The organism is Mesorhizobium sp. A556, from assembly GCF_054489545.1.
On record NZ_JBTMXA010000003.1, the window covers coordinates 290,580 to 309,089 of the forward strand.

Annotated in this window: 20 protein-coding genes and 1 riboswitch; of the genes, 11 read left to right on the forward strand and 9 right to left on the reverse strand. The window is 62.8% G+C overall.

Annotation, left to right across the window (positions count from 1 at the left end):
• Positions 1-32: 32 nt before the first annotated feature.
• Positions 33-110: riboswitch (SAM riboswitch) on the reverse strand.
• 98 nt (positions 111-208) lie between these two features.
• Together hisC and ACX3P0_RS09910 are read left to right on the forward strand one after the other, a co-directional pair.
• Complete coding sequence (gene hisC, locus ACX3P0_RS09905) at positions 209-1,318, forward strand: histidinol-phosphate transaminase (RefSeq protein ID WP_459088073.1); 1,110 nt, start codon at positions 209-211, stop codon at positions 1,316-1,318.
• 4 nt (positions 1,319-1,322) lie between these two features.
• Positions 1,323-2,237, forward strand: coding sequence for a prephenate/arogenate dehydrogenase family protein (locus tag ACX3P0_RS09910; RefSeq protein WP_459088074.1), 915 nt, complete (start codon positions 1,323-1,325; stop codon positions 2,235-2,237).
• Positions 2,238-2,325: 88 nt separating this feature from the next.
• Here the strand turns inward: ACX3P0_RS09910 and ACX3P0_RS09915 are convergent, their stop codons facing one another.
• Entirely contained in the window at positions 2,326-3,321 is a 996-nt protein-coding gene (locus ACX3P0_RS09915) for a DUF2125 domain-containing protein (protein WP_459088075.1), read from the reverse strand.
• A 130-nt stretch (positions 3,322-3,451) separates the two neighbouring features.
• Between ACX3P0_RS09915 and ACX3P0_RS09920 the strand changes: the two genes are divergently transcribed.
• Together ACX3P0_RS09920 and ACX3P0_RS09925 are read left to right on the forward strand one after the other, a co-directional pair.
• Complete coding sequence (locus ACX3P0_RS09920) at positions 3,452-3,973, forward strand: gamma-glutamylcyclotransferase (protein ID WP_459088076.1); 522 nt, start codon at positions 3,452-3,454, stop codon at positions 3,971-3,973.
• A gap of 115 nt (positions 3,974-4,088) precedes the next feature.
• Positions 4,089-5,036, forward strand: coding sequence for an aldo/keto reductase (locus tag ACX3P0_RS09925; protein WP_459088077.1), 948 nt, complete (start codon positions 4,089-4,091; stop codon positions 5,034-5,036).
• A gap of 150 nt (positions 5,037-5,186) precedes the next feature.
• On the opposite strand, the gene ACX3P0_RS09930 is transcribed toward ACX3P0_RS09925, so the two are convergent.
• The 4 genes from ACX3P0_RS09930 to ftsE form a co-directional block, all read right to left on the reverse strand.
• Positions 5,187-5,981 (reverse strand): lysophospholipid acyltransferase family protein, encoded by a 795-nt coding sequence (locus tag ACX3P0_RS09930; RefSeq protein WP_459088078.1) that lies wholly within the window; start codon positions 5,979-5,981, stop codon positions 5,187-5,189.
• A gap of 84 nt (positions 5,982-6,065) precedes the next feature.
• The gene (locus ACX3P0_RS09935; protein WP_459088239.1) at positions 6,066-6,773 is read right to left on the reverse strand and encodes a YdcF family protein; all 708 of its coding nucleotides are present in this window, start codon (positions 6,771-6,773) and stop codon (positions 6,066-6,068) included.
• An 80-nt stretch (positions 6,774-6,853) separates the two neighbouring features.
• The gene (locus tag ACX3P0_RS09940; protein WP_459088079.1) at positions 6,854-7,858 is read right to left on the reverse strand and encodes a cell division protein FtsX; all 1,005 of its coding nucleotides are present in this window, start codon (positions 7,856-7,858) and stop codon (positions 6,854-6,856) included.
• On the reverse strand, positions 7,851-8,510 hold the full coding sequence (gene ftsE, locus ACX3P0_RS09945; protein WP_459078977.1) for a cell division ATP-binding protein FtsE: 660 nt from the start codon (positions 8,508-8,510) through the stop codon (positions 7,851-7,853). Before ftsE ends, ACX3P0_RS09940 begins: the two co-directional genes overlap by 8 nt.
• A gap of 191 nt (positions 8,511-8,701) precedes the next feature.
• Here ftsE and ACX3P0_RS09950 point away from each other — a divergent pair, with 191 nt between their 5' ends.
• From ACX3P0_RS09950 to ACX3P0_RS09960, 3 genes are read left to right on the forward strand one after another with little or no spacing between them, the layout of a single operon-like run.
• Entirely contained in the window at positions 8,702-9,346 is a 645-nt protein-coding gene (locus tag ACX3P0_RS09950; RefSeq protein WP_459088080.1) for a protein kinase family protein, read from the forward strand.
• A gap of 23 nt (positions 9,347-9,369) precedes the next feature.
• Positions 9,370-9,912, forward strand: a complete 543-nt coding sequence (gene hpt, locus ACX3P0_RS09955; RefSeq protein WP_459088081.1) for a hypoxanthine phosphoribosyltransferase — start codon at positions 9,370-9,372, stop codon at positions 9,910-9,912.
• A 51-nt stretch (positions 9,913-9,963) separates the two neighbouring features.
• Positions 9,964-10,335: a response regulator gene (locus ACX3P0_RS09960; protein WP_459078974.1), complete on the forward strand. Its 372-nt coding sequence runs from the start codon at positions 9,964-9,966 to the stop codon at positions 10,333-10,335.
• Between the two features lie 56 nt (positions 10,336-10,391).
• On the opposite strand, the gene ACX3P0_RS09965 is transcribed toward ACX3P0_RS09960, so the two are convergent.
• Complete coding sequence (locus tag ACX3P0_RS09965) at positions 10,392-11,333, reverse strand: DMT family transporter (protein WP_459078973.1); 942 nt, start codon at positions 11,331-11,333, stop codon at positions 10,392-10,394.
• A gap of 165 nt (positions 11,334-11,498) precedes the next feature.
• Here ACX3P0_RS09965 and ACX3P0_RS09970 point away from each other — a divergent pair, with 165 nt between their 5' ends.
• On the forward strand, positions 11,499-12,356 hold the full coding sequence (locus ACX3P0_RS09970; RefSeq protein WP_459088082.1) for a LysR family transcriptional regulator: 858 nt from the start codon (positions 11,499-11,501) through the stop codon (positions 12,354-12,356).
• Positions 12,357-12,374: 18 nt separating this feature from the next.
• Here the strand turns inward: ACX3P0_RS09970 and ppa are convergent, their stop codons facing one another.
• Positions 12,375-12,905, reverse strand: a complete 531-nt coding sequence (ppa, locus tag ACX3P0_RS09975; protein ID WP_459078971.1) for an inorganic diphosphatase — start codon at positions 12,903-12,905, stop codon at positions 12,375-12,377.
• A 116-nt stretch (positions 12,906-13,021) separates the two neighbouring features.
• A complete protein-coding gene (locus ACX3P0_RS09980; RefSeq protein WP_459088083.1) occupies positions 13,022-13,528 on the reverse strand; it encodes a GNAT family N-acetyltransferase in 507 nt (168 codons plus the stop codon).
• A 265-nt stretch (positions 13,529-13,793) separates the two neighbouring features.
• Between ACX3P0_RS09980 and ACX3P0_RS09985 the strand changes: the two genes are divergently transcribed.
• The gene (locus ACX3P0_RS09985; protein ID WP_459088084.1) at positions 13,794-14,993 is read left to right on the forward strand and encodes an aromatic ring-hydroxylating oxygenase subunit alpha; all 1,200 of its coding nucleotides are present in this window, start codon (positions 13,794-13,796) and stop codon (positions 14,991-14,993) included.
• Positions 14,994-15,064: 71 nt separating this feature from the next.
• Here the strand turns inward: ACX3P0_RS09985 and ACX3P0_RS09990 are convergent, their stop codons facing one another.
• Positions 15,065-16,480: an aminotransferase gene (locus ACX3P0_RS09990; protein WP_459078968.1), complete on the reverse strand. Its 1,416-nt coding sequence runs from the start codon at positions 16,478-16,480 to the stop codon at positions 15,065-15,067.
• Between the two features lie 262 nt (positions 16,481-16,742).
• On the opposite strand from ACX3P0_RS09990, the gene ACX3P0_RS09995 reads away from it, so the two are divergent.
• Positions 16,743-17,660, forward strand: a complete 918-nt coding sequence (locus ACX3P0_RS09995) for an ABC transporter permease (protein WP_459078967.1) — start codon at positions 16,743-16,745, stop codon at positions 17,658-17,660.
• Positions 17,657-18,484 carry an ABC transporter permease gene (locus ACX3P0_RS10000; protein ID WP_459088085.1) on the forward strand — a complete coding sequence of 276 codons (828 nt, stop codon included), beginning with the start codon at positions 17,657-17,659 and terminating at the stop codon, positions 18,482-18,484. The genes ACX3P0_RS09995 and ACX3P0_RS10000 overlap by 4 nt, the downstream gene beginning before the upstream one ends.
• Positions 18,485-18,510: the final 26 nt, after the last annotated feature.

Genomic DNA, 18,510 nt, shown 5'->3' on the forward strand with positions numbered 1-18,510 from the left:
AACCGGCGGCGAAATCACGACCGGTCTGAACGAGTTTGCCAGCAACGGTCATTTAGCGAGTTATTTAACGTGGCTGCAAGCCGACCGGCCAAATCACCACGGAACGGCTATTCTTCTAGAACTGCAGGCGCTGTGCGTCAACGGTTCTCTCGACAAGCGCGGGTGCGGCCTGTATGCCGCAACCGCATCATCTGAACGGAACCACCCGATGTCCGCACCTTCCCAGAACGACCGCCCGACGCCGCGTGCCGGTATCATGGACATCGAGGCCTATGTGCCGGGCAAGAGCGCCGCACCTGCCGGCGTAAAGCTCTACAAGCTCTCCTCCAACGAGAACCCGCTGGGCGCTTCGCACAAGGCGATCAAGGCCGCACGCGACGTGGCCGGCCACCTCGAATTCTATCCCGATGGGTCCACCACGCGACTGCGTGAGGCGATTGCCGAAGTTCACGGCCTCAACCCGGCGAACATCATCTGCTCGAACGGTTCGGACGAGGTGCTGGGGCTGTTGTCGCAAGCCTATCTGTCGCCCGGCGACGAGGCGATTTTCACCGAGCACGGCTTTCTGGTCTACAGGATATCGACGCAAAGTGCGGGGGCAACGCCCGTATCCGTCAAGGAAGCCGACGAGCGCGCCGATGTCGACGCCATTCTGGCGGCGGTAACGCCCAGGACAAAAATCGTTTTCCTGGCCAATCCCAACAACCCGACCGGCACCTATTTGCCGTTCGAGGAGGTGCGCCGCCTGCATGCCGGCCTGCCGAAGACCGTGCTTTTGGTGCTCGATGCGGCCTATGCCGAATATGTCCGCCGCAACGACTACGAGGCCGGCGTCGAGCTAGTGGCCGGCTCGCAAAACGTCGTCATGACCCGCACCTTCTCGAAAATCCATGGCCTTGGCGGCGCGCGCATCGGCTGGATGTATGCGCCGGCCCACATCATTGATACGCTCAACCGCATTCGCGGGCCTTTCAACGTCAACGCGACCGCCATCGAGGCCGGCATCGCGGCCATGCGCGACCGTGCCCATGTCGAGCGCACGGTTTCGCACAACGAGACATGGCTGAACTGGCTGACGGAAGAACTGACGAAACTCGGCCTGCGCATAACGCCCAGCGTCGGCAATTTCATCCTGATCCATTTCCCCGATGAGGCGCGGCATTCGGCGGCGGACGCCGACGGCTATCTGACGGCTCGAGGCTATATTCTGCGGCGCGTTGCCGGCTACGGTTTTCCCAACGCGCTGCGGATGACGGTCGGAACCGAAGACGCCAATCGCGGCGTAGTCGCCGCACTCACGGAATTCCTGAAAAGTTGAAGCAATGCCCGAACCCCTGTTTGAAAAGATCGCCCTGGTCGGCATCGGCCTGATCGGCTCGTCGCTGGCGCGTGTCATCGCCCGCGAAGGGCTGGCCGGCCATGTCGCCATTTCCACCCGCAGCGCAAACACCCTGAAGCGAGCCGAGGAACTCGGTCTTGGCGACAGCTACTCGACGGACGCGGCGGAAGCCGTTCGCGACGCCGATCTGGTCATCGTCTCGGTGCCGGTCGGCTCGTCGGAAGCCGTCGCCAGGGAGATTGCCCCGGCGCTGAAAGCGGGCGCGATCCTCACCGACGTCGGCTCGACCAAGGCTTCCGTCATCGCGCAGATGCAACCTTATGTCCCCGAAGGGGTGCATTTCATTCCCGGCCACCCGCTGGCCGGCACGGAAAAGTCAGGCCCCGACGCCGGCTTTGCCGAATTGTTCGAAAACCGCTGGTGCATCTTCACGCCGCTGCCCGATACCGACCCGGCGGCGCTGGAAAAACTGTCGGAATTCTGGCGGCGCTGCGGCGCCAATATCGACACGATGGACCCCGCACATCATGACATGACGCTGGCCATCGTCTCGCACCTGCCGCACATCATCGCCTACAACATCGTCGGCACCGCCGACGACCTGCAATCGGTGACCAAGTCGGAAGTCATCAAATACTCGGCTTCCGGCTTTCGCGACTTCACCCGCCTGGCGGCGTCCGACCCGACCATGTGGCGCGACGTATGCCTGCACAACAAGGACGCGATCCTTGAAATGCTGGCGCGCTTTTCGGAAGACCTCGCCTCGCTTCAGCGCGCGATCCGCTGGGGCGACGGCGACAAGCTGTTCGACCTGTTCACCCGCACCCGCGCCGTGCGCCGCTCCATCATCGAGGCCGGCCAGGATACCGCCGCGCCGGACTTCGGGCGGCAGAAATAAGGGAGTAGGGAGTAGGGAGTAGGGAGTAGGGAGTAGGGAGTAGCATTGACGGGAGTTCCGACTTCCGCAACCCTACTGCCCTAACCCCCTACTCCACCGGCTTGATCTGTCCCAGCGGGATGAACCCCAACGACGCCTTGCCTTTGACGATCTTCAAGGGCATGGCCGGTTCGTTGCCCAGCAGCGACAGCGCAGCAAAACCCTGCTGGATTTTGCGTTGCTGTTCGGGAATGGCGGTTGCCAGGATGGTCGCCGTCGCATTCGGGTCCTGAAGCTTGATCATGAGGCTGGCGTCGATCAGCCCGTCCGCATCGACCGAGATAGGCCCGGAAACCGAGATGCCCGCCGTGCCCGACGACAGGTCGAGTTGCACGATGTCGATCGCTTGGCCGCGCAGGCTTCGAGATTGCGAGGCCAGCAGCGCCACCCCGTTCTTCACCGTTGCGAAACCGGTCCCGTCGAGCGGTGGCAATACGCGCCCGTCGATGGCCTCGGCATCCACTTGCAAATCGTTGAAGCTGAACCCCGCATTGACGTCCTGACCGCTGGGCCGCAACTTCGCGTCGGCCTTGGCCGCGCTGAACAACTGAACCGGATCGGTATCGTCCTGCGGATCGGTCTGGCCGGATACGCCTTCGCCCTGCAACGAGACGCCCGCCGTCGCCGAAAGGGAAAGGTTTGCAACGACGCGCATCTTGTCCCAGTCGAGCCACAGCGGCGTCATGCCGGGCGCTGACGTACGCAGCGGGCCGACAATGTCGGCAGCCGGCGACAGCGGCCTGAAGAGTTGCGCCATCGCGTCGATCCTGCCGGTCGAGGCGGCGATCTTGCGGGTGTCGTCCTCATACGCCATGTTGTCGCAGGAAACGACAAAGCGAAGCGGATAGCCGCTGACGGTCAGATTAGCGCAATCCGCGTTTGCGCCAGCGGCGTTGACGGCGGCGATGACGGAGCCGACTTCGCCGCGCACGCGATCCGCATAGTAGAACCAGCCCGCGCTATAGGCGCCGAACAAGACGATAACGATCAGCGCGAGCCACAGGAAACGGCGTTTTTTCGGCTTTTTCTGGTCGTTCAAGGGCATGCTGGGGCTTCTCGCTGGGCTCGAGGGGTTGGAACAACGTTTCTCGACTTAGGGTCTGTTTAGATCGAACCGGCTGGACAACGGCTTGTTTTGGCGCGACACCGCCGCTTTATGCAATAGGCTTGGCGATATGGGCGATTTTTGGGTTTTTGGCTATGGCTCGCTGATGTGGCGGCCGGGTTTTGCCCATAGCGAGGCCAGGCGGGCGCGGCTTTTCGGCTACCGCCGGGCGCTTTGCATCTATTCCTTCGTGCATCGCGGCACGCCCGCGCGGCCAGGCTTGGTGCTGGGGCTCAACCGTGGCGGCTCCTGCGTCGGCATGGCTTTTCGGGTTGCGGGTGATTCGCGCGAGGAAGTCATCACCTATCTGCGCGAGCGCGAACAGGTCACCGGTGTCTATCTCGAACGCACCCTGCCGCTTCGCCTGGAAAGCGGAGAAAGCGTGGAAGCGACCGCCTACGTCGCCGATCGCGGGCATGAGCAATATGCCGGTTCGCTCGACGCCGCCGACGCGGCAGCGATGGTAACCGGCGCCGTCGGCCAGTCTGGCCATAACGAAGCCTATGTGCTCAGCACCATCGAGCATTTGCAGGCGCTGGGCATCCGCGACCGTTGGCTGGAGGACGTCGCCGGCCGCATCACGCCACCGTGAACGGCCGGGCCGCGCGCACCTGCTAAACCCCCTGCGGGCACCTTGAGTCCGGGCCTGCCGAACCTAGATGTGAACCATTTCGCTGCCTTGCATGCCACCAAAACGGAGAGATTTCTTGCAGAAACGCCGCCTCGGTCGGACCGACCTCACCATCGCCCCGCTGGTTTTCGGCGGCAACGTCCTTGGCTGGACAGCCGACGAGAAAACCTCGTTCGACCTGCTCGACCGCTTCGTCGGTGCGGGCCTGAACGCCATCGACACCGCCGACGCCTATTCGCGCTGGGTGCCGGGCCATTCGGGCGGTGAGTCCGAAACGATCATCGGCAAGTGGATGAAGGAGCGGAAGAACCGCGACCAGATCGTGCTCATCACCAAGGTCGGCTCGGACATGGGCCAGGGCAAGAAGGATCTCTCCGCGCCGCATATCGAAAAGGCCATCGACGCTTCGCTGAAGCGGTTGCAGACGGATACCGTCGATCTCTATTTCTCGCACTGGCCGGACCCGACCGTGCCGCACGAGGAAACGCTCGGCGCCTACCAGAAGCTGATCGCCAAGGGTAAAGTCCGCTTCATCGGAGCGTCCAACCTCGATGCCGGGCAGATGCGGGCCGCCCTCGACGTGGCGAGGCTGCGCGACCTGCCGCGCTACGAGGTGCTCCAGCCCGGCTATAACCTCTACGACCGCGACGATTATGACGGGCCGCTGCGCAACCTCTGCATGACGGAAAATCTCGGCGTCATCACCTATTACGGCTTGGCCAAGGGCTTTTTATCCGGCAAGTACCGCAGCAAGGCCGACCTCGACAAAAGCCCGCGCGGCGGCGGCGTGCAGGAATACCTCAATCCGCGCGGCATGCGCATCCTGGCGGCGCTCGACGCGGTGTCGGCCCGGCATTCCGCCACGCAGGCTGAAGTGGCGCTTGCCTGGACGATCGCAAGGCCGGGCGTCACCGCCCCGATTGCCAGCGCGACCCGCCTCGATCAGGTGGACAGCCTGGTCAAGGCGGCTTCCCTGAAGCTCAGCGCCGAGGATATCGCCGAACTCGACAAGGCCAGCGCTTAGAGACCGTTTGATAATTCGTCCTGCCGAGGCATATGGCGTGGTTTTCGGGGTCGCCACCGGCGACGAGCGGAGCGTACTACAGTACGTGAGCACCGGAAGCGCAGAAAACCACGCCAGATGACCGGCAGGGTAGAATTTCCAAACGGTCTCTTAGGCCTTTCCGGCGTCCCGCAGTTCTTCCAGCCGCTTGACAGCCGTCGGCGGCAGCGGCGGCGCATCCTGCGCGGCGGCCGCCTCGACCAGCAACTGGTCGCAGGCTTCCTCCGTTTCGCCGATCAGCCGCGCCATGAATACGTCCTTGGGCAGGCCGGGTGGGATGGCGGGCAAAAAGCGCGCATGGATGGTGCCGGGATAGCGCAGGAATTTGCGGCGCGGCCAGTAAAGCCCGGCGACATGGGCGACGGGCACGACCGGTACGCCAAGCTGGTTATAGAGTTCGACAATGCCGTATTTGTAGGCAGGTTCCGCGCCCGGCGGACGGCGGGTGCCTTCCGGGTAGATGATAAGCTGGCGCGGATTTCGCGCCATCTCCTTGTTGGTGGCGGCAACTACGATCTTGAGGGCCTTCGAACGGCTGCCCCGGTCGACCGGGATCATGCGCATCTTCATGACATACCAGCCGAAGAAGGGGATCCATGTCAGTTCACGCTTGAGGATATAGATCGGGTCGTGGAGATAGGGAAAGAACGCCATCACATCCCAGAACGACTGGTGCTTGGGGGCGAGGATGAACGACCCTTCTGGCAAATGTTCCTGACCGGTGATTTCACTGCGCGTGCGGGCGATCTTGGCATAGAGCCACAGGCTGCTGCGCGCCCAGAATTTCGGCACGAACCATGCGCGATGCCGTGGCGACAGGAAATAGAACGGCGCCCACAAGAGCATCTGCAAGATAAGGCTGGCATAGAAGACGAAGTTGAACGCCAGCGAACGGATTTGGAGCATGCGGAACGGTCCGGTGAGGATAGTTCATGCTGGTTACACCAAGGCCACGCAAAAAGGAAACGGCGTGCGTCCCCTTATGCAGCGCTAGCGTGTATTCATCCCGGCCAGCGAGACGCTTCGCGACGTGGAAGGCACCGGCAGAACGCCGCGCACCAGTGACACGAGATATTTGTTGTATTCGGTAAACAGCACCCGCAGCGCTTCAGGCTTGGTCAGCCAGCCGCCATTGTCGAGATTGGAATTGACGACCGGGTAGGGCTCGAGCCTGGCGTTATGCAATAACCGGCCCATCTCCAGCAGGCTGCGCGGCATGTGGTAATTGTTGGTGACGAGGATCACCGTGCCATAGGCATGGCTATCGACCCATTTGGCGCTTTCCTCGGCATTGCCGATGGTGTCGAGCGCGGCATGGTCGATATCGACGCAGCAGGAAAACAGCCTCTTGTTGCCGCCGGTCGCTATCTGCAATTGCCGTCGCGTGGCGGATGGATGAACGCCGCTGATCAAAAGCCGCTGCCCCTTGCCGGTTTCCAGCAGGTCCATCGCTGCATCGAGCCGCGATGTGCCCCCGGTCAGGACGATGATGGCGTCGGCTTTTTCCGGATTGGCAGGCGTCGCCAGATGACTGACATGGTTGGCGAACCAGCCGAAACCGCCCGCAAACAGCACCGCCGCACCGGCGAACAGCAGCGCGGCGGCCCGCAAGGCCGGCCGCAAGCGCTTCGCCTTGCCGTTGCCGCTGGATACCGTCGGCGTCTCAGCAGCCGATTCGATCGAATCCTGACCGTTCATGATGCGATGGTTAACCTCGAAAGGCTGCCGTGGGTAGCGAAATTCCACACTTTCTGGAACGCTGATATTTCTGGTCGTGATCATGTCGGGTCGTGCTGGCGAACGTCGATGTCGCTGAGATAGGCAACGACCGTTGCATGCGAGGTCGCGGCGGTCAGCGCGCCGATCACCAGCACCATCAGCACAACGCCGAGATACCCCGCCGAGCCGATGGCGAAGTTGCCGAACAGCGCGGTCGCCTGGTCCGCCTGCGGCGTCGCCATGTTGCGCGACGACCACCACGAAAAGATCACGAAGACGAAGATGGCCGCAACACCGCCGACGGCGGCCCCCTTCATGCCGGTGAGCAGGAAGTGCCGCCTGAACTCGCGCGCAATAAAGCTTGCTTCAGCGCCGACGAAATGCAGCACCTCGATGATATGGCCATTGCCGGCCATGGCGCCGCGCGTCGCGAACACCACGGTCAGCACCGTTGCCGACAGCATCAGCACCAGCACGGCAACGCCGATGGTCACCGTGGTATGGGCCATGGCGACAAGCCGGTCGACCCAGGTGCGGTGATCGTCCAGCGAAGCGCTCGAGAGCTTATCGGAGAGGGCGGCGCGGATGGCCGCGAAATCGGGCGGATTGCTCTCGTCGATGGTGACGATGACCAGGCGCGGCACCGGCAGTTCGTCGATGTTCAATCCGGTTCCCAGCCATGGCTCCAAAAGCCGTGCCGTCGCTTCGCGATCGATGATCCTGGCGCCGGTCACGCCGGGAAAGCCGGTGACGAGCCCTTGCGCGGTCGTGAGCGCCGCCTCCATGTCGAGGCCGTCGACCGGCTTGATCTGGATCGTTGCCTCGCGCGAGATCTGGTTCTCCCACACCGAAGCTGTGTCGCGCACCAGCGTTACCGCGCCGAAAGTCAGGCACGACAGGAACGTCATGATGGCGATGACCAGCACCAGTGCCCGGCCGGCGATGTTCTGCGCCGGCACGATGGAGGCCATCTTGCGCTGCTGCCGGTGCCGGGAGCCGGACTGGTCCATGCCGCTTTCGCGGATTTCCTCCTGATGCGGCTCGTCGGCGAAGGTGTCAGTCATAGATGTCCAGCCTTCCTCCGGCCAGAATCATGCGGCGGGCATCGACCTGCTCCATCAGGCCAAGGTCGTGGGTGGCGATGACCACCGCCGTGCCCAGCCGGTTAAGCTCGATGAACAACCGCAAAAGCCGGCGCGCCAGGGGCGGATCGACATTGCCGGTCGGCTCGTCGGCCAGCAGGATTTCCGGCTGTTCGATCAGGGCGCGCGCAATGGCCGCACGCTGCTTTTCGCCGCCTGAAAGAACCGGCGGCAACACATGCATGCGCTCGCCAAGCCCTACCCATTTCAGCAGTTCGATAACGTCGGTGCGGTAGCTCGCCTCCTCGCGCCCGCGCACGCGCAACGGCAGCGCCACGTTTTCGTAGGTGGTCATGTGGTCGAGCAGGCGGAAATCCTGGAACACGACGCCAATACGGCGGCGCAACAGCGGCAATTCGGTCCGGGAGATGCGGGCGCGGTCCTTGCCGAACATGGTGATAAGCCCGCGGGTCGGCTTCAGCGACATGAACAACAGGCGCAAAAGCGTCGTCTTGCCGGCGCCCGAAGGGCCGGTCAGGAACTGGAACGAACGCTCCGGGATGTGCAGGGAGATGTCGCGGAGAATCTCCGGACCCATGCCATAGCGGAGGCCGACATTTTCGAAGCGGATCACGTTCGGCGACCTAAAATCTCTAGAGCGGCGAACCACCCCTGTCTTTCCGGCCGACCATGGGTCGACATGGTTAACTGCCGGTTAATTTTCGCATGTTTTGAACTGTTCACGAAGGCTCCGGTCGGGAAATGTTAACCATTTCTCTTTACGAAAATGAAATACATGGAAAACTGGGGCGAATAAGGGCCAGCATGGCTGACACGCGTACCGCACGCCCGGTTTCCGGCGAAATCATGGCCGGCACGGCGACCGAGCGCACGGTGCCGCCCGCCACCGGCGATATTATCGATGCCGACTACGAAATCCTGCCACAGCTTGGCGAGCGCGCGCCCGCTTCTCAGCCACCATCGCCGCGCAGCACGCCGACGCCTTCCGTGGAGGGCATGGACATGCTGCGCAGGCAGGACGGCGCGCCCGCCCCGCGCCGGACGGTGCGCGGCGGCCCGATCTTCTGGATCGCCGGGGTCGGTGCCGCGATCGCCGCCTTCTGGGTATCGGGCGGCCACGCGCTGGTGCGCCAAGCCCAAGCCCCACTGTTTGCACCCGCCAGACAGGTGCAGGCGACGTTCAGCCTTACCGGCGTCAAGTCGCGCGTCGACGGCTCTGGCGCAAAAACCCTGCTTTTCGTCGATGGCGAGGCGGCCAATGACGGCCCCGACGCCGCGCCCTTGCCGCCGCTCGTCATCAAGGTCACCGGCACGGACGAGCGGATCACGCGCTATACGTTGGGGACAGCCGGCTATCCGCTGGCCCCAGGCGAAAGATTTGCCTTTTCGAGCCGCCTGGACGTGCCTAAGAACGGAGTGAAGACCGTTTCGGTCGTTTTTGCCGAATAGGCTACAATTCCGGAGAAGCGAACATGCCAGTTGTGCGCGGCAAGGACATCGAAGTCCTGTTTTCAGCGTCGACGATTGCCCGGCGCAACCTGGAACTGGCCAAGGAAATAGCCGGGCACGCCTATCACGACCTGCTGGTGATCTCGATCCTGAAAGGCTCCTTCATCTTCGCGGCCGATCTCATTCGCGCCATGCACGATGTCGGCCTGTCGCCCGAGATGGAGTTTATCTTCATTTCCAGCTACGGCGCGGGCACCACCAGCGGCGAGGTTAGGGTGTTGCGCGACATCGACAACGAGGTCGCCGGCCGCGACATATTGCTGATCGACGACATTCTCGAATCCGGCAAGACACTGACCTTCACCCGCGAACTGATGCTGTCGCGCGGCGCCAAAAGCTGCTCCATCGCCGTGCTGCTCGACAAGCGCATGCGCCGCCAGACCGATCTCAACGCCGATTATGTCGGCTTCGACTGCCCCGATCATTTCGTCGTCGGCTACGGCATGGATGCCGGCCACGCGTTTCGCGAACTGCCATTTGTAGGCATCGTGCGCGGCGACGCTTAAACTCTCGGCGGCTTCAGGAAAATTCAACTTTTACCCGCCAAACATCTGCGCATGGCAAAGCTTCTGATCGTCGAGGACGACGCGTCCGTCCGCACCCTTTGCGCCCGCGCCTTCGAGCGCGCCGGCCACAGCGTCGATATGGCCGAGGACGGGGCGCAAGGCCTTGCCCTCATCACCGAGGCACGGGGCAGCTACGATATCGTCGTTTCCGATATTCGCATGCCCGAGATGGACGGCATCGAGATGGCCAAGGCGGCGGCGAATAAATTTCCCGGCCTGAAGATCGTCTTGATGACCGGCTATGCCGACCAGCGCGAACGCGCCGAGGAACTCAACGGCATCATCCTCGACGTCGTCCAGAAGCCGTTTACGCTGGCCGAAATCCGCTCGCGGGTCGAGCAGGCGCTGGCCTGTTTCGCCTAGAGCGCCGTGCGTCCTATTGGACGCACAAAGGACGCTCTAGCACTTTGGTTGCCCGGTTACGCCGGATCGCCCAAGGCGACACCGGCATCCCTGCGCCGTCCCACGCTGAGTGCGAACAGCCCCGCGCCGACGATCAGCGTCGCGCCGATAACGGTGGTATGCCTCGGCACTTCGGCGAAGAATAAAAAACCCCAGAGCGGCGACCACAGGATGCCGGTATATTCGAAGGTCGCGACCCGGTTGGCGGGTGCGAGGCGGTAGGCCTGCGATAGCAGGATCATGCCGGCGGACGCGATGAGGCCGCACGCCGCCATCATCGCGAAATCGGGCAGTGTCGGCCAAATCCACGGCCGCACCAGGAATTCCAGGCTCGGATGCACGGCGCTTTCAATCCCGGCGAGATGAAACAGGATGGCGGCGAAGGCCGCGCCGGCCAGATAGACGCCGTTCTGGTAAAACGTCATGATGCTGGCGGCTTCCGTGTCGCTGATCTTGCGCGCCATGAGCTGCGAGAAGCCGTAGAGCAGGGCGGAGCCGAGCGACAAGAGCGCCGCCCAGTCGAACAGGCCGGCGCCCGGCCGCAGCATGATCATCACGCCGACCATGCCGACCAGAACCGTGACAAGCGTCTGCCACGCGACGCGCTCGCCGAGATAGGGACCTGCCAGCACCATGATGAACAGCGGGGCCATGAAATAGAGCGCGATGGCGTCGGCCAGCGACAGCGCGGCAATGGCCAGGTAGTACAAGGTGTAGGAGGAAAACAGGATGGTGGCGCGTAGCGTCAGCAGGCCGAGCCGCTTCGAAAGGAGGGCGCGCAGGCCGACCTCGTAATGCACGATGGCCAGCAGGATCGGCAACGCCACGATGGAGCGGATCGCCATGACCTGCGTCAGCGGATAGCGGCCCGAAACAGCCTTGATGATCGGGTCCTGAAGCGAAAACACCAGCACGCCCAGGCATAGGCAGGCGATGCCGCGCAGCAAGCTGTCCCGCATGGTCACGATCTCCGAAGCGGCATCGCGCGGTGGTCCTGTGAAGAAAGAACCCGCCACCTTGAAGGTGACGGGCAAAGTGAGGAATGCCAACTATCCGTCGGTATTTGACATGATGCAAACGAATTGAAATGATACCAGCAATCAAATTTGCTTATGGCAAGGACAATGCGGCCTCCTCTCGACAGCGATCTTTTACGAACCTTCGTGGCGGTGGCCGAAACCGGCAATTTCACGCGGGCGGCGGAGCAGGCGGGCCGTACCCAGTCGGCCGTGTCGATGCAGATGAAAAAGCTGGAAACCATGGTCGGCGAGGCGCTGTTCGAGCGCGGCTCGCGCGGGGTGGCGCTGACACGGCGCGGCGGTGAACTGATCGACAATGCCCGCCGCGTCATCTTGCTGCTGGACGAGACGGCGGCGGCGATGACCGCGCCGCCGCTCGATGGCCCGGTACGCATCGGCATACCGGAAGAATACGGCCATTCGATCCTGTCGCGGGCACTCAGCGCCTTTTCCAGGCGGCACGCGCAGGTCGAGGTCACGGTGCGCTATGCCCATTCGGCCTCGCAGATGCAGGCGCTTGCCGCCGGCGATCTCGATCTGGCGGTGGTGTTCGAGTGGCAGGATTTTGCGGGCGGCGAGGTGCTGATGCACGATCCGACCGTGTGGGTAACCTCGACGCTGCATCCGATGCATGAGGAACGGCCGGTGCCGATCGCGCTCTACAGCCGCGCCGGCTGGTGCCGCGATTTTGCGATGGAGTCACTCGAACAGCGCGGGCTTGCGCACCGTGTCGCCTATACGAGCGACACCACCGGCGGCCTGAAACTGGCGGTCACCGCCGGTCTTGCCATCGCGCCGATCTCGCGCAGCAACATTCCGGAAGGCTGTCGGGAACTGACGGTCGCCGACGGTTTCGGCGACATCGATTCGTCCAATGTCGTGCTGCGCCGCAACCCGTCGGCCTCGGGCGAGGCCATCGACGGCATGGCCGATGCCATCCGCGAGGCTTTTACGAACCGATAGCGTCGGCCTGCTGGGGGCCTACTTGCCCTTGGCGCGTTCGATGGCCTCGACGATCATCTTCTTGGCGTAGCTGGCATCCTGCCAGCCGCCGAGCTTGACCCATTTGCCGGGCTCGAGATCCTTGTAGTGCTCGAAGAAATGCGCGACCTGGTCGAGGCTGATCTGCGGCAGGTCGGTATAGTTCGTCACATTCTCGTAACGCTTGGTCAGATGCGGCGACGGCACGGCGATAATCTTTTCGTCCATGCCGGCATTGTCTTCCATCAAAAGCACGCCGATGGGCCGGACATTGATGACACAGCCCGGTATCAGCGCGCGCGTGTTGCAGACCAGCACGTCGATCGGGTCTCCGTCGCCCGACAGCGTGTGCGGCACGAACCCGTAATTGCCGGGATAGCGCATCGGCGTGTACAGGAAACGGTCGACGACCAGCGTGCCGGCATCCTTGTCCATCTCGTATTTGATCGGCTCGCCGCCGACCGGAACTTCGATGATGACGTTGACGTCTTCCGGCGCGTTATGTCCGGTGGCGATGGCTTCAATGCGCATGGCGGGGATTCCTCTGTCGATCCGGGACCGATAGCGGCTACGGCGACGGCAGGCAATGCGGCGAATCGTTCAAAAAGCCAAAGACGGCCAATTTAAATGGAATGACCGACTGCCGGTTATTCCCAGACGAAAGCCACCTTCTTCAGGGCTTTCTGCTCGAAAACCTCGACGCCTTCGGCGACATCGCGGCCGCCAGCCCCGGCATAGAAGGCCAGCGCGTTCTGGTTGTCTTCCAGCGCCCACACCACCATGCCCTTGAGGCCATTGTCGGCAAGCCGTGCCCGCGCAGCGGCAAACAGCCGGCTGCCAAGCCCGATACCCTGGTATTCGGGGCGCAGGTAAAGCTCGTAAATCTCGCCCTGCTGCCGCAGTTCGCGGGCGCGGTTCCTGCCCAGCGTCGTATAGCCGGCGATCTTGCCGCCGATCTCGACGACCAGGACGGTCGCGGCGCGGCGGATGGCGTTTGCCCACCAGTCGCTGCCACGGCGTTCGATCATCGAGGTCAGCGCTCGATGCGGGATGAGGCCGGCATAGGCGCCGCGCCATGCCTGACGATGCACATCGGCAATCTCGGCGGCGTCGCGCGGCTCGGCTTTTCTGATGTCGATCGTCAGCGTATTCATGATTTGTTAACCATAGACCCGCATCGGCCGATTGCAAGATAGTCAACGGTCCGGACGGCATTTTTCACACAGGACGGGCCTACCCACTTTGTTGGTGCGGACCGGCGCGAAAGGTCGGCTTAAGCTGCGGAAAAATCGGTGAAATTTCATCGATAGAGGCTTGAAAGCCAGGGCCGAGAAAATGCTCGAATTTCACAAGCCATTGCATTTCAATGTAAAATGTGCTTTTATTGAATGAACATTCAACAAAAAGCCGAGACGAGGCATGAACCTGCACCTGCACGACGTGGTGATCCCCAACGATTGGGACCGTCGGGGCCTGCCGGGTTGGAGCTATCACTCGCAGGCGCTGCTGGAGCTGGAAAAGGAACACATCTTCCGCAATCACTGGCAGATTGCCGGCCATGTTTCCGACGTGCCCGATGCCGGCGATTATCTTGCCATGGACGTGGTCGGCGAGCGAGCGCTGATCGTTCGCGGCAAGGACGGCGTGGTGCGCGGCTTCCATAATATGTGCCGGCACCGCGGCAGCCGCGTCGTCGCCGAGGACAAAGGCACCTGCAAGAACGCGCTGGTGTGCCCGTTTCACGGCTGGGTCTACAATCTCGACGGCACGCTGCGGGGTGCTGCCCAGCCGGCAACCTTTCCCGAAATGGACAAGACCGAGTTCGGTTTGCTGCCGCTCGATCTCGAAATCTGGATGGGCTTCATCTTCATCCGCTTCCGCAAGGGTCCACAGCCCTCGGTGGCCGATCTGCTGAAGCCGATCGCAGCGGAAATGGCGCACTACAAACCCGAGGACATGGTGCCTGCCGCCGGCATCTGGACGCAGAAGTCGCCGGTGAACTGGAAGTCGGTGCGCGACGTCGACAATGAAGGCTACCACGTCGCCATGGCGCACCCCGCTTTGCAGGATCTGTATGGCGCGACCTATTTCGACGAACCCTTCGTCGACGGGCTGTCGCGCTCCTTCGCTACCTACAACCCGCATGCGGGCCGCCGCTGGAGCGTCAAGAACTATGTCAAGATCGCGCCGGAACCCGCCCACCTGCCCGACCATCTGAAGCAGGCCTGGGTCTATTACGGCATCTTCCCCAATGCGGTGTTTTCGGTGATGCCGGAATCCGTGCAGTTCTATCAGGAATTTCCGCTATCGACCGGCGAGACGCTGCTGCGCGGCGGCATCTACCGCTACCGCGACGAAAGCCGCGAGCAGGCCGCCGCCCGTTACCTGTCATACCGCATCGACCGCGACACCCAGAACGAGGACGTGCAACTCACCGTCTGGTCCAACGAATCCATGCTGTCGGAATCCTTCAAGGGATTTTACCTGTCCGACCTCGAATATGGCGTGCGCACCCACCACGACCATCTGCGCCGGCAGTTGCCGGTCCTGACGATGGAAACGGCGCCCGACGAGCGGGAGATGGCCGGCGTCAACGAGGCGCTGCGGGAGCGCGGATAAGGCTGCCGCTCCGGGGGCGTGAGCCCCCGAAACGGGTTTACCTCACTTTGCCACCCCGACAGGCAGTCCCCTCACCCCTGCCAGACGCCTTCCTTGCGCAGATCGTCCATGGTGCGGGAAATGCCCTCGCGTAAAATGCCGACCAGATCGTCGATCTGGCTGCGCGTGATGATGAGCGGCGGCGACATCACGCACATATTGATCAGCGGCCGCACCAGAAGGCCGAGATCCTGGCAATGCGCGTCGATGCGCGCACCGACATTCTTGTCGAGTTCCAGCGGATCGAGGCTGTCGCGGTCGGCCACGCATTCGACGCAGACCATCAGCCCCATGCCGCGCACTTCACCGACCAGCGGCAATTCCTCCAGCGCCTTCAGTTGCGCCTGGAAATACGGAGCCACATCCTGGACATGGGCAAGCACGCCCTGCTCCAGCAGGTCCAGGTTCTTCAGCGCCACCGCGCAGCCGATCGGGTGGCTGGTATAGGTCAGACCATGGCCGAACAGCGCGTCAGGATGGTTGGAGCGGCGCAGTTCCTCCAGCAGGCGCTCGGAGATGACGACCCCGCCGAGCGGGAAATAGCCGGAAGTGACGCCCTTGGCGAAGGTGATCATGTCCGGATCGATGCCGAAGCAATCGCCCGAAGCAAAGACCGACCCCAGCCGCCCGAAAGCCGTCACCACCTCGTCCGACACGAAAAGGATGTCGTTGTCGCGGCAAATCTCGCGGATGCGCTTCAAATAGTTCTGCGGCGGCACGATGACGCCGCCCGACGCCTGCACCGGCTCGCCGACGAAAGCGCCGATCTTGTCGGCCCCGATACGGGAGACCGTGTCGCGGAACTCATCGACAAGGAAGTCCGCGAAAGCCTCGATGGTCATGCCCCTAGGGCGGCGGAACGGATCGGGCGAGGACAGCTTGACGACCAGACCGTCGACGCCGTCCATCCAGTCGCGGTCACGGGCGCGGCCGTTGAGCGACGCCGACAGAAAGGTGGAGCCGTGATAGGCGCCGCCGCGCGACAGGACCAGCTTCTTTTCCGGCCGGCCTTTGACATTGTTGAAGAACTGCATGAAACGCAGCGCCGTTTCCACGGCGGTCGAGCCGCCGGTGGTGAAGAAGACATGGCTGAGATCGCCGGGCGCATGGTCGGCAATACGCCGGGCGAGTTCCGCCGACGGCGCGTTCATCGTGTACCATGGCGTGTTGTAGGACAGCGCCATGGCCTGCTCGTACATGGCGCGCGCCATTTCCTCGCGGCGGTGGCCAACATTGGTGCACCACATGCCGGCCGGTCCGTCGATCAGCCGCTTGCCCGCGGCGTCGGTGATGTAGATGCCGTCCCCCTCGCCGATCAGCGTGCGCGCTTCCGCGCCGACCGACCCCGCATAAGGCCATGGCTGGACGAGATGGCGCGTGGCCAGTTCGACGGCATCGTCGCCCGGTTCGCCCGCATCGCCTGATCTCATATCTCTTGCCGCAGCCATTGCTTGCCTCTCATCGTGCCAGTGGACTCATGGGAACAAGAGCAATTTCCAATCGACCGTACCGGTCGAAACGGCCTGGAAATCATCCCTTTCTTCACGCCATTTTGAATGTCCGTTCAATCAATATTGCAGAAATAATGCTTGATTTCAATGCAGGAATGCGCGCATGATGAAAGAAAGCCGGAACGGGAACATCCGGCGCGCAAAGGGGGCGGCACGCAATGCCAGGAACCGAGAACCGCACTATGCGAGGCGCCCCGCAATGACGGCGCTGGCGGAACGGTCGCCCCGGCGGGGCATGACGAAAGCCCGCCGCAACGTCCTTCTGCAATCCGAAGCCGTGCAGGGCCTGACGCTGATCAGCCCGACCTTCCTCTACGCGTTTGTCCTGTTGGCGATGCCCATTCTCGTCGTCATTGCCCATTCGTTCTGGACGCAGCACTACCTCACCATCGACCGCACCTTCACGCTGGAAAACTACCGCATCGCGCTGACCGAGCCGATGTACCGCGACCTTCTGTGGCGCTCGCTTTACATCTCGGTGATGGTCAGCTTCTTCACCGTCGTGCTGGCCTATCCGATCGCCTATTACATCTCCTTCCACGGCGGCCAGCGCAAAGGCCTGTGGCTGTTCCTCATCACCATCCCGTTCTGGACCAGCTACCTGCTGCGCGTCATGGCCTGGAAGGTCATCCTCGGCTACAATGGCGTGCTCAATTCCGGTCTGATGGGTCTGGGCATCACCGATGAGCCGACGACGGCGCTGCTCTATAATTCGAGCGCCGTCATCATCACGCTGACCCATGCCTGGGCGGCTTTCGCCGTGCTGCCGATCTTCGTCTCGCTGGAAAAGGTCGACCGCACGCTGGTCGAGGCGGCAAAGGATCTGGGCGACGGGCCGCTGCGCAGTTTCCTGCGGGTGACGCTGCCGCTATCCATGCCCGGCGTCATTTCCGCCATGCTGATCGTCATGATCCCGACCGTCGGCGACTATGTCACGCCCAAGCTCGTCGGCGGCAAGGACGGCGTCATGATCGCCAACGCCATCCAGGTCCAGTTCGGCAAGGCCGCCAACTGGCCGCTGGGGGCTGCCCTTTCGGTGACCACCATGGTCGTCGTCACGGCCATGGCCGGGGCCGCGGTATTCATCCTGCGCTCCGCCGCAAAGTTAGCGCGATGAAGAGGCTGCGCCGTTTCATACCCGGCGGCAGCTGGCTCGGCACCTACGCGCTGCTCTATGTCATTTTCCTGTACCTGCCGGTGATCTTCCTGCCGATCTTCTCGGTCAACACGGCGGCGACGCCGAAATTTCCGCTCTCGGGCTTCACCTGGAAATGGTACGAGCAACTGCCGCATACGCCGGCCCTGCTCGATGCCGCCTGGAACAGCCTGATCGTCGGCGTTTCGGCTTCGGTGCTGGCCACGACCTTCGGCATTCTCGCCGCCCGCGCCATCACCCGCTACCGCTTTCCCGGCCGCCGCCCCATCAACGGCCTGATCATGGCGCCGCTGGTGCTGCCGGAAATCATCATCGCCATCTCCATGCTTCTGGTGATGCTGCAGCTTGGCCTCAGCCTCTCGCTGTTCACGGTCGTCCTTGGCCATATCCTGATCTGCATCCCCTATTCGATGACGGTGCTCATCTCCGGTTTCGAAGGCTTCGATCGCAGCCTGGAAGAAGCTTCCGCCGACCTCGGCGAATCGGCCTTCGGCACGTTTCGGCGCGTGACGCTGCCGATGGTGGCGCCGGCCATCATCTCCAGCCTGCTGGTCTCCTTCACCATCTCGCTGGACGAATTCATCATCGCCTTCTTCCTGACCGGCACGGACGCGACCTTGCCGATCTACATCTGGGGCCAGTTGCGGTTTGCCGCGAAACTGCCGGGCGTGCTGGCGCTGGGCACGCTGCTGCTGGTTGCCTCCTTCGTCCTGATGACGCTTGCCGAGATCCTGCGCCGCCGCGCGGCCAACCGCACCCACAATGAGGGAGGCCTCTATGCTTGAACGCGCGAGCCCCGAGCGAACCATGC

What these genes read in the sequence shown, in the direction of transcription:
- ACX3P0_RS09920 (WP_459088076.1), top strand. Translation starts at nt 3,452, where the DNA reads ATGGGCGATTTTTGGGTTTTTGGCTATGGCTCGCTGATGTGGCGGCCG.
- ACX3P0_RS09930 (WP_459088078.1), bottom strand. Translation starts at nt 5,981, where the DNA reads ATGCTCCAAATCCGTTCGCTGGCGTTCAACTTCGTCTTCTATGCCAGC.
- ACX3P0_RS09985 (WP_459088084.1), top strand. Translation starts at nt 13,794, where the DNA reads ATGAACCTGCACCTGCACGACGTGGTGATCCCCAACGATTGGGACCGT.
- ppa (WP_459078971.1), bottom strand. Translation starts at nt 12,905, where the DNA reads ATGCGCATTGAAGCCATCGCCACCGGACATAACGCGCCGGAAGACGTC.
- hpt (WP_459088081.1), top strand. Translation starts at nt 9,370, where the DNA reads ATGCCAGTTGTGCGCGGCAAGGACATCGAAGTCCTGTTTTCAGCGTCG.
- ACX3P0_RS09980 (WP_459088083.1), bottom strand. Translation starts at nt 13,528, where the DNA reads ATGAATACGCTGACGATCGACATCAGAAAAGCCGAGCCGCGCGACGCC.
- ACX3P0_RS09950 (WP_459088080.1), top strand. Translation starts at nt 8,702, where the DNA reads ATGGCTGACACGCGTACCGCACGCCCGGTTTCCGGCGAAATCATGGCC.
- ACX3P0_RS09990 (WP_459078968.1), bottom strand. Translation starts at nt 16,480, where the DNA reads ATGGCTGCGGCAAGAGATATGAGATCAGGCGATGCGGGCGAACCGGGC.
- hisC (WP_459088073.1), top strand. Translation starts at nt 209, where the DNA reads ATGTCCGCACCTTCCCAGAACGACCGCCCGACGCCGCGTGCCGGTATC.
- ACX3P0_RS09910 (WP_459088074.1), top strand. Translation starts at nt 1,323, where the DNA reads ATGCCCGAACCCCTGTTTGAAAAGATCGCCCTGGTCGGCATCGGCCTG.
- ACX3P0_RS09995 (WP_459078967.1), top strand. Translation starts at nt 16,743, where the DNA reads ATGACGGCGCTGGCGGAACGGTCGCCCCGGCGGGGCATGACGAAAGCC.
- ACX3P0_RS09965 (WP_459078973.1), bottom strand. Translation starts at nt 11,333, where the DNA reads ATGCGGGACAGCTTGCTGCGCGGCATCGCCTGCCTATGCCTGGGCGTG.
- ACX3P0_RS09935 (WP_459088239.1), bottom strand. Translation starts at nt 6,773, where the DNA reads ATGAACGGTCAGGATTCGATCGAATCGGCTGCTGAGACGCCGACGGTA.
- ACX3P0_RS09915 (WP_459088075.1), bottom strand. Translation starts at nt 3,321, where the DNA reads ATGCCCTTGAACGACCAGAAAAAGCCGAAAAAACGCCGTTTCCTGTGG.
- ACX3P0_RS09970 (WP_459088082.1), top strand. Translation starts at nt 11,499, where the DNA reads ATGCGGCCTCCTCTCGACAGCGATCTTTTACGAACCTTCGTGGCGGTG.
- ACX3P0_RS09960 (WP_459078974.1), top strand. Translation starts at nt 9,964, where the DNA reads ATGGCAAAGCTTCTGATCGTCGAGGACGACGCGTCCGTCCGCACCCTT.
- ACX3P0_RS10000 (WP_459088085.1), top strand. Translation starts at nt 17,657, where the DNA reads ATGAAGAGGCTGCGCCGTTTCATACCCGGCGGCAGCTGGCTCGGCACC.
- ACX3P0_RS09940 (WP_459088079.1), bottom strand. Translation starts at nt 7,858, where the DNA reads ATGACTGACACCTTCGCCGACGAGCCGCATCAGGAGGAAATCCGCGAA.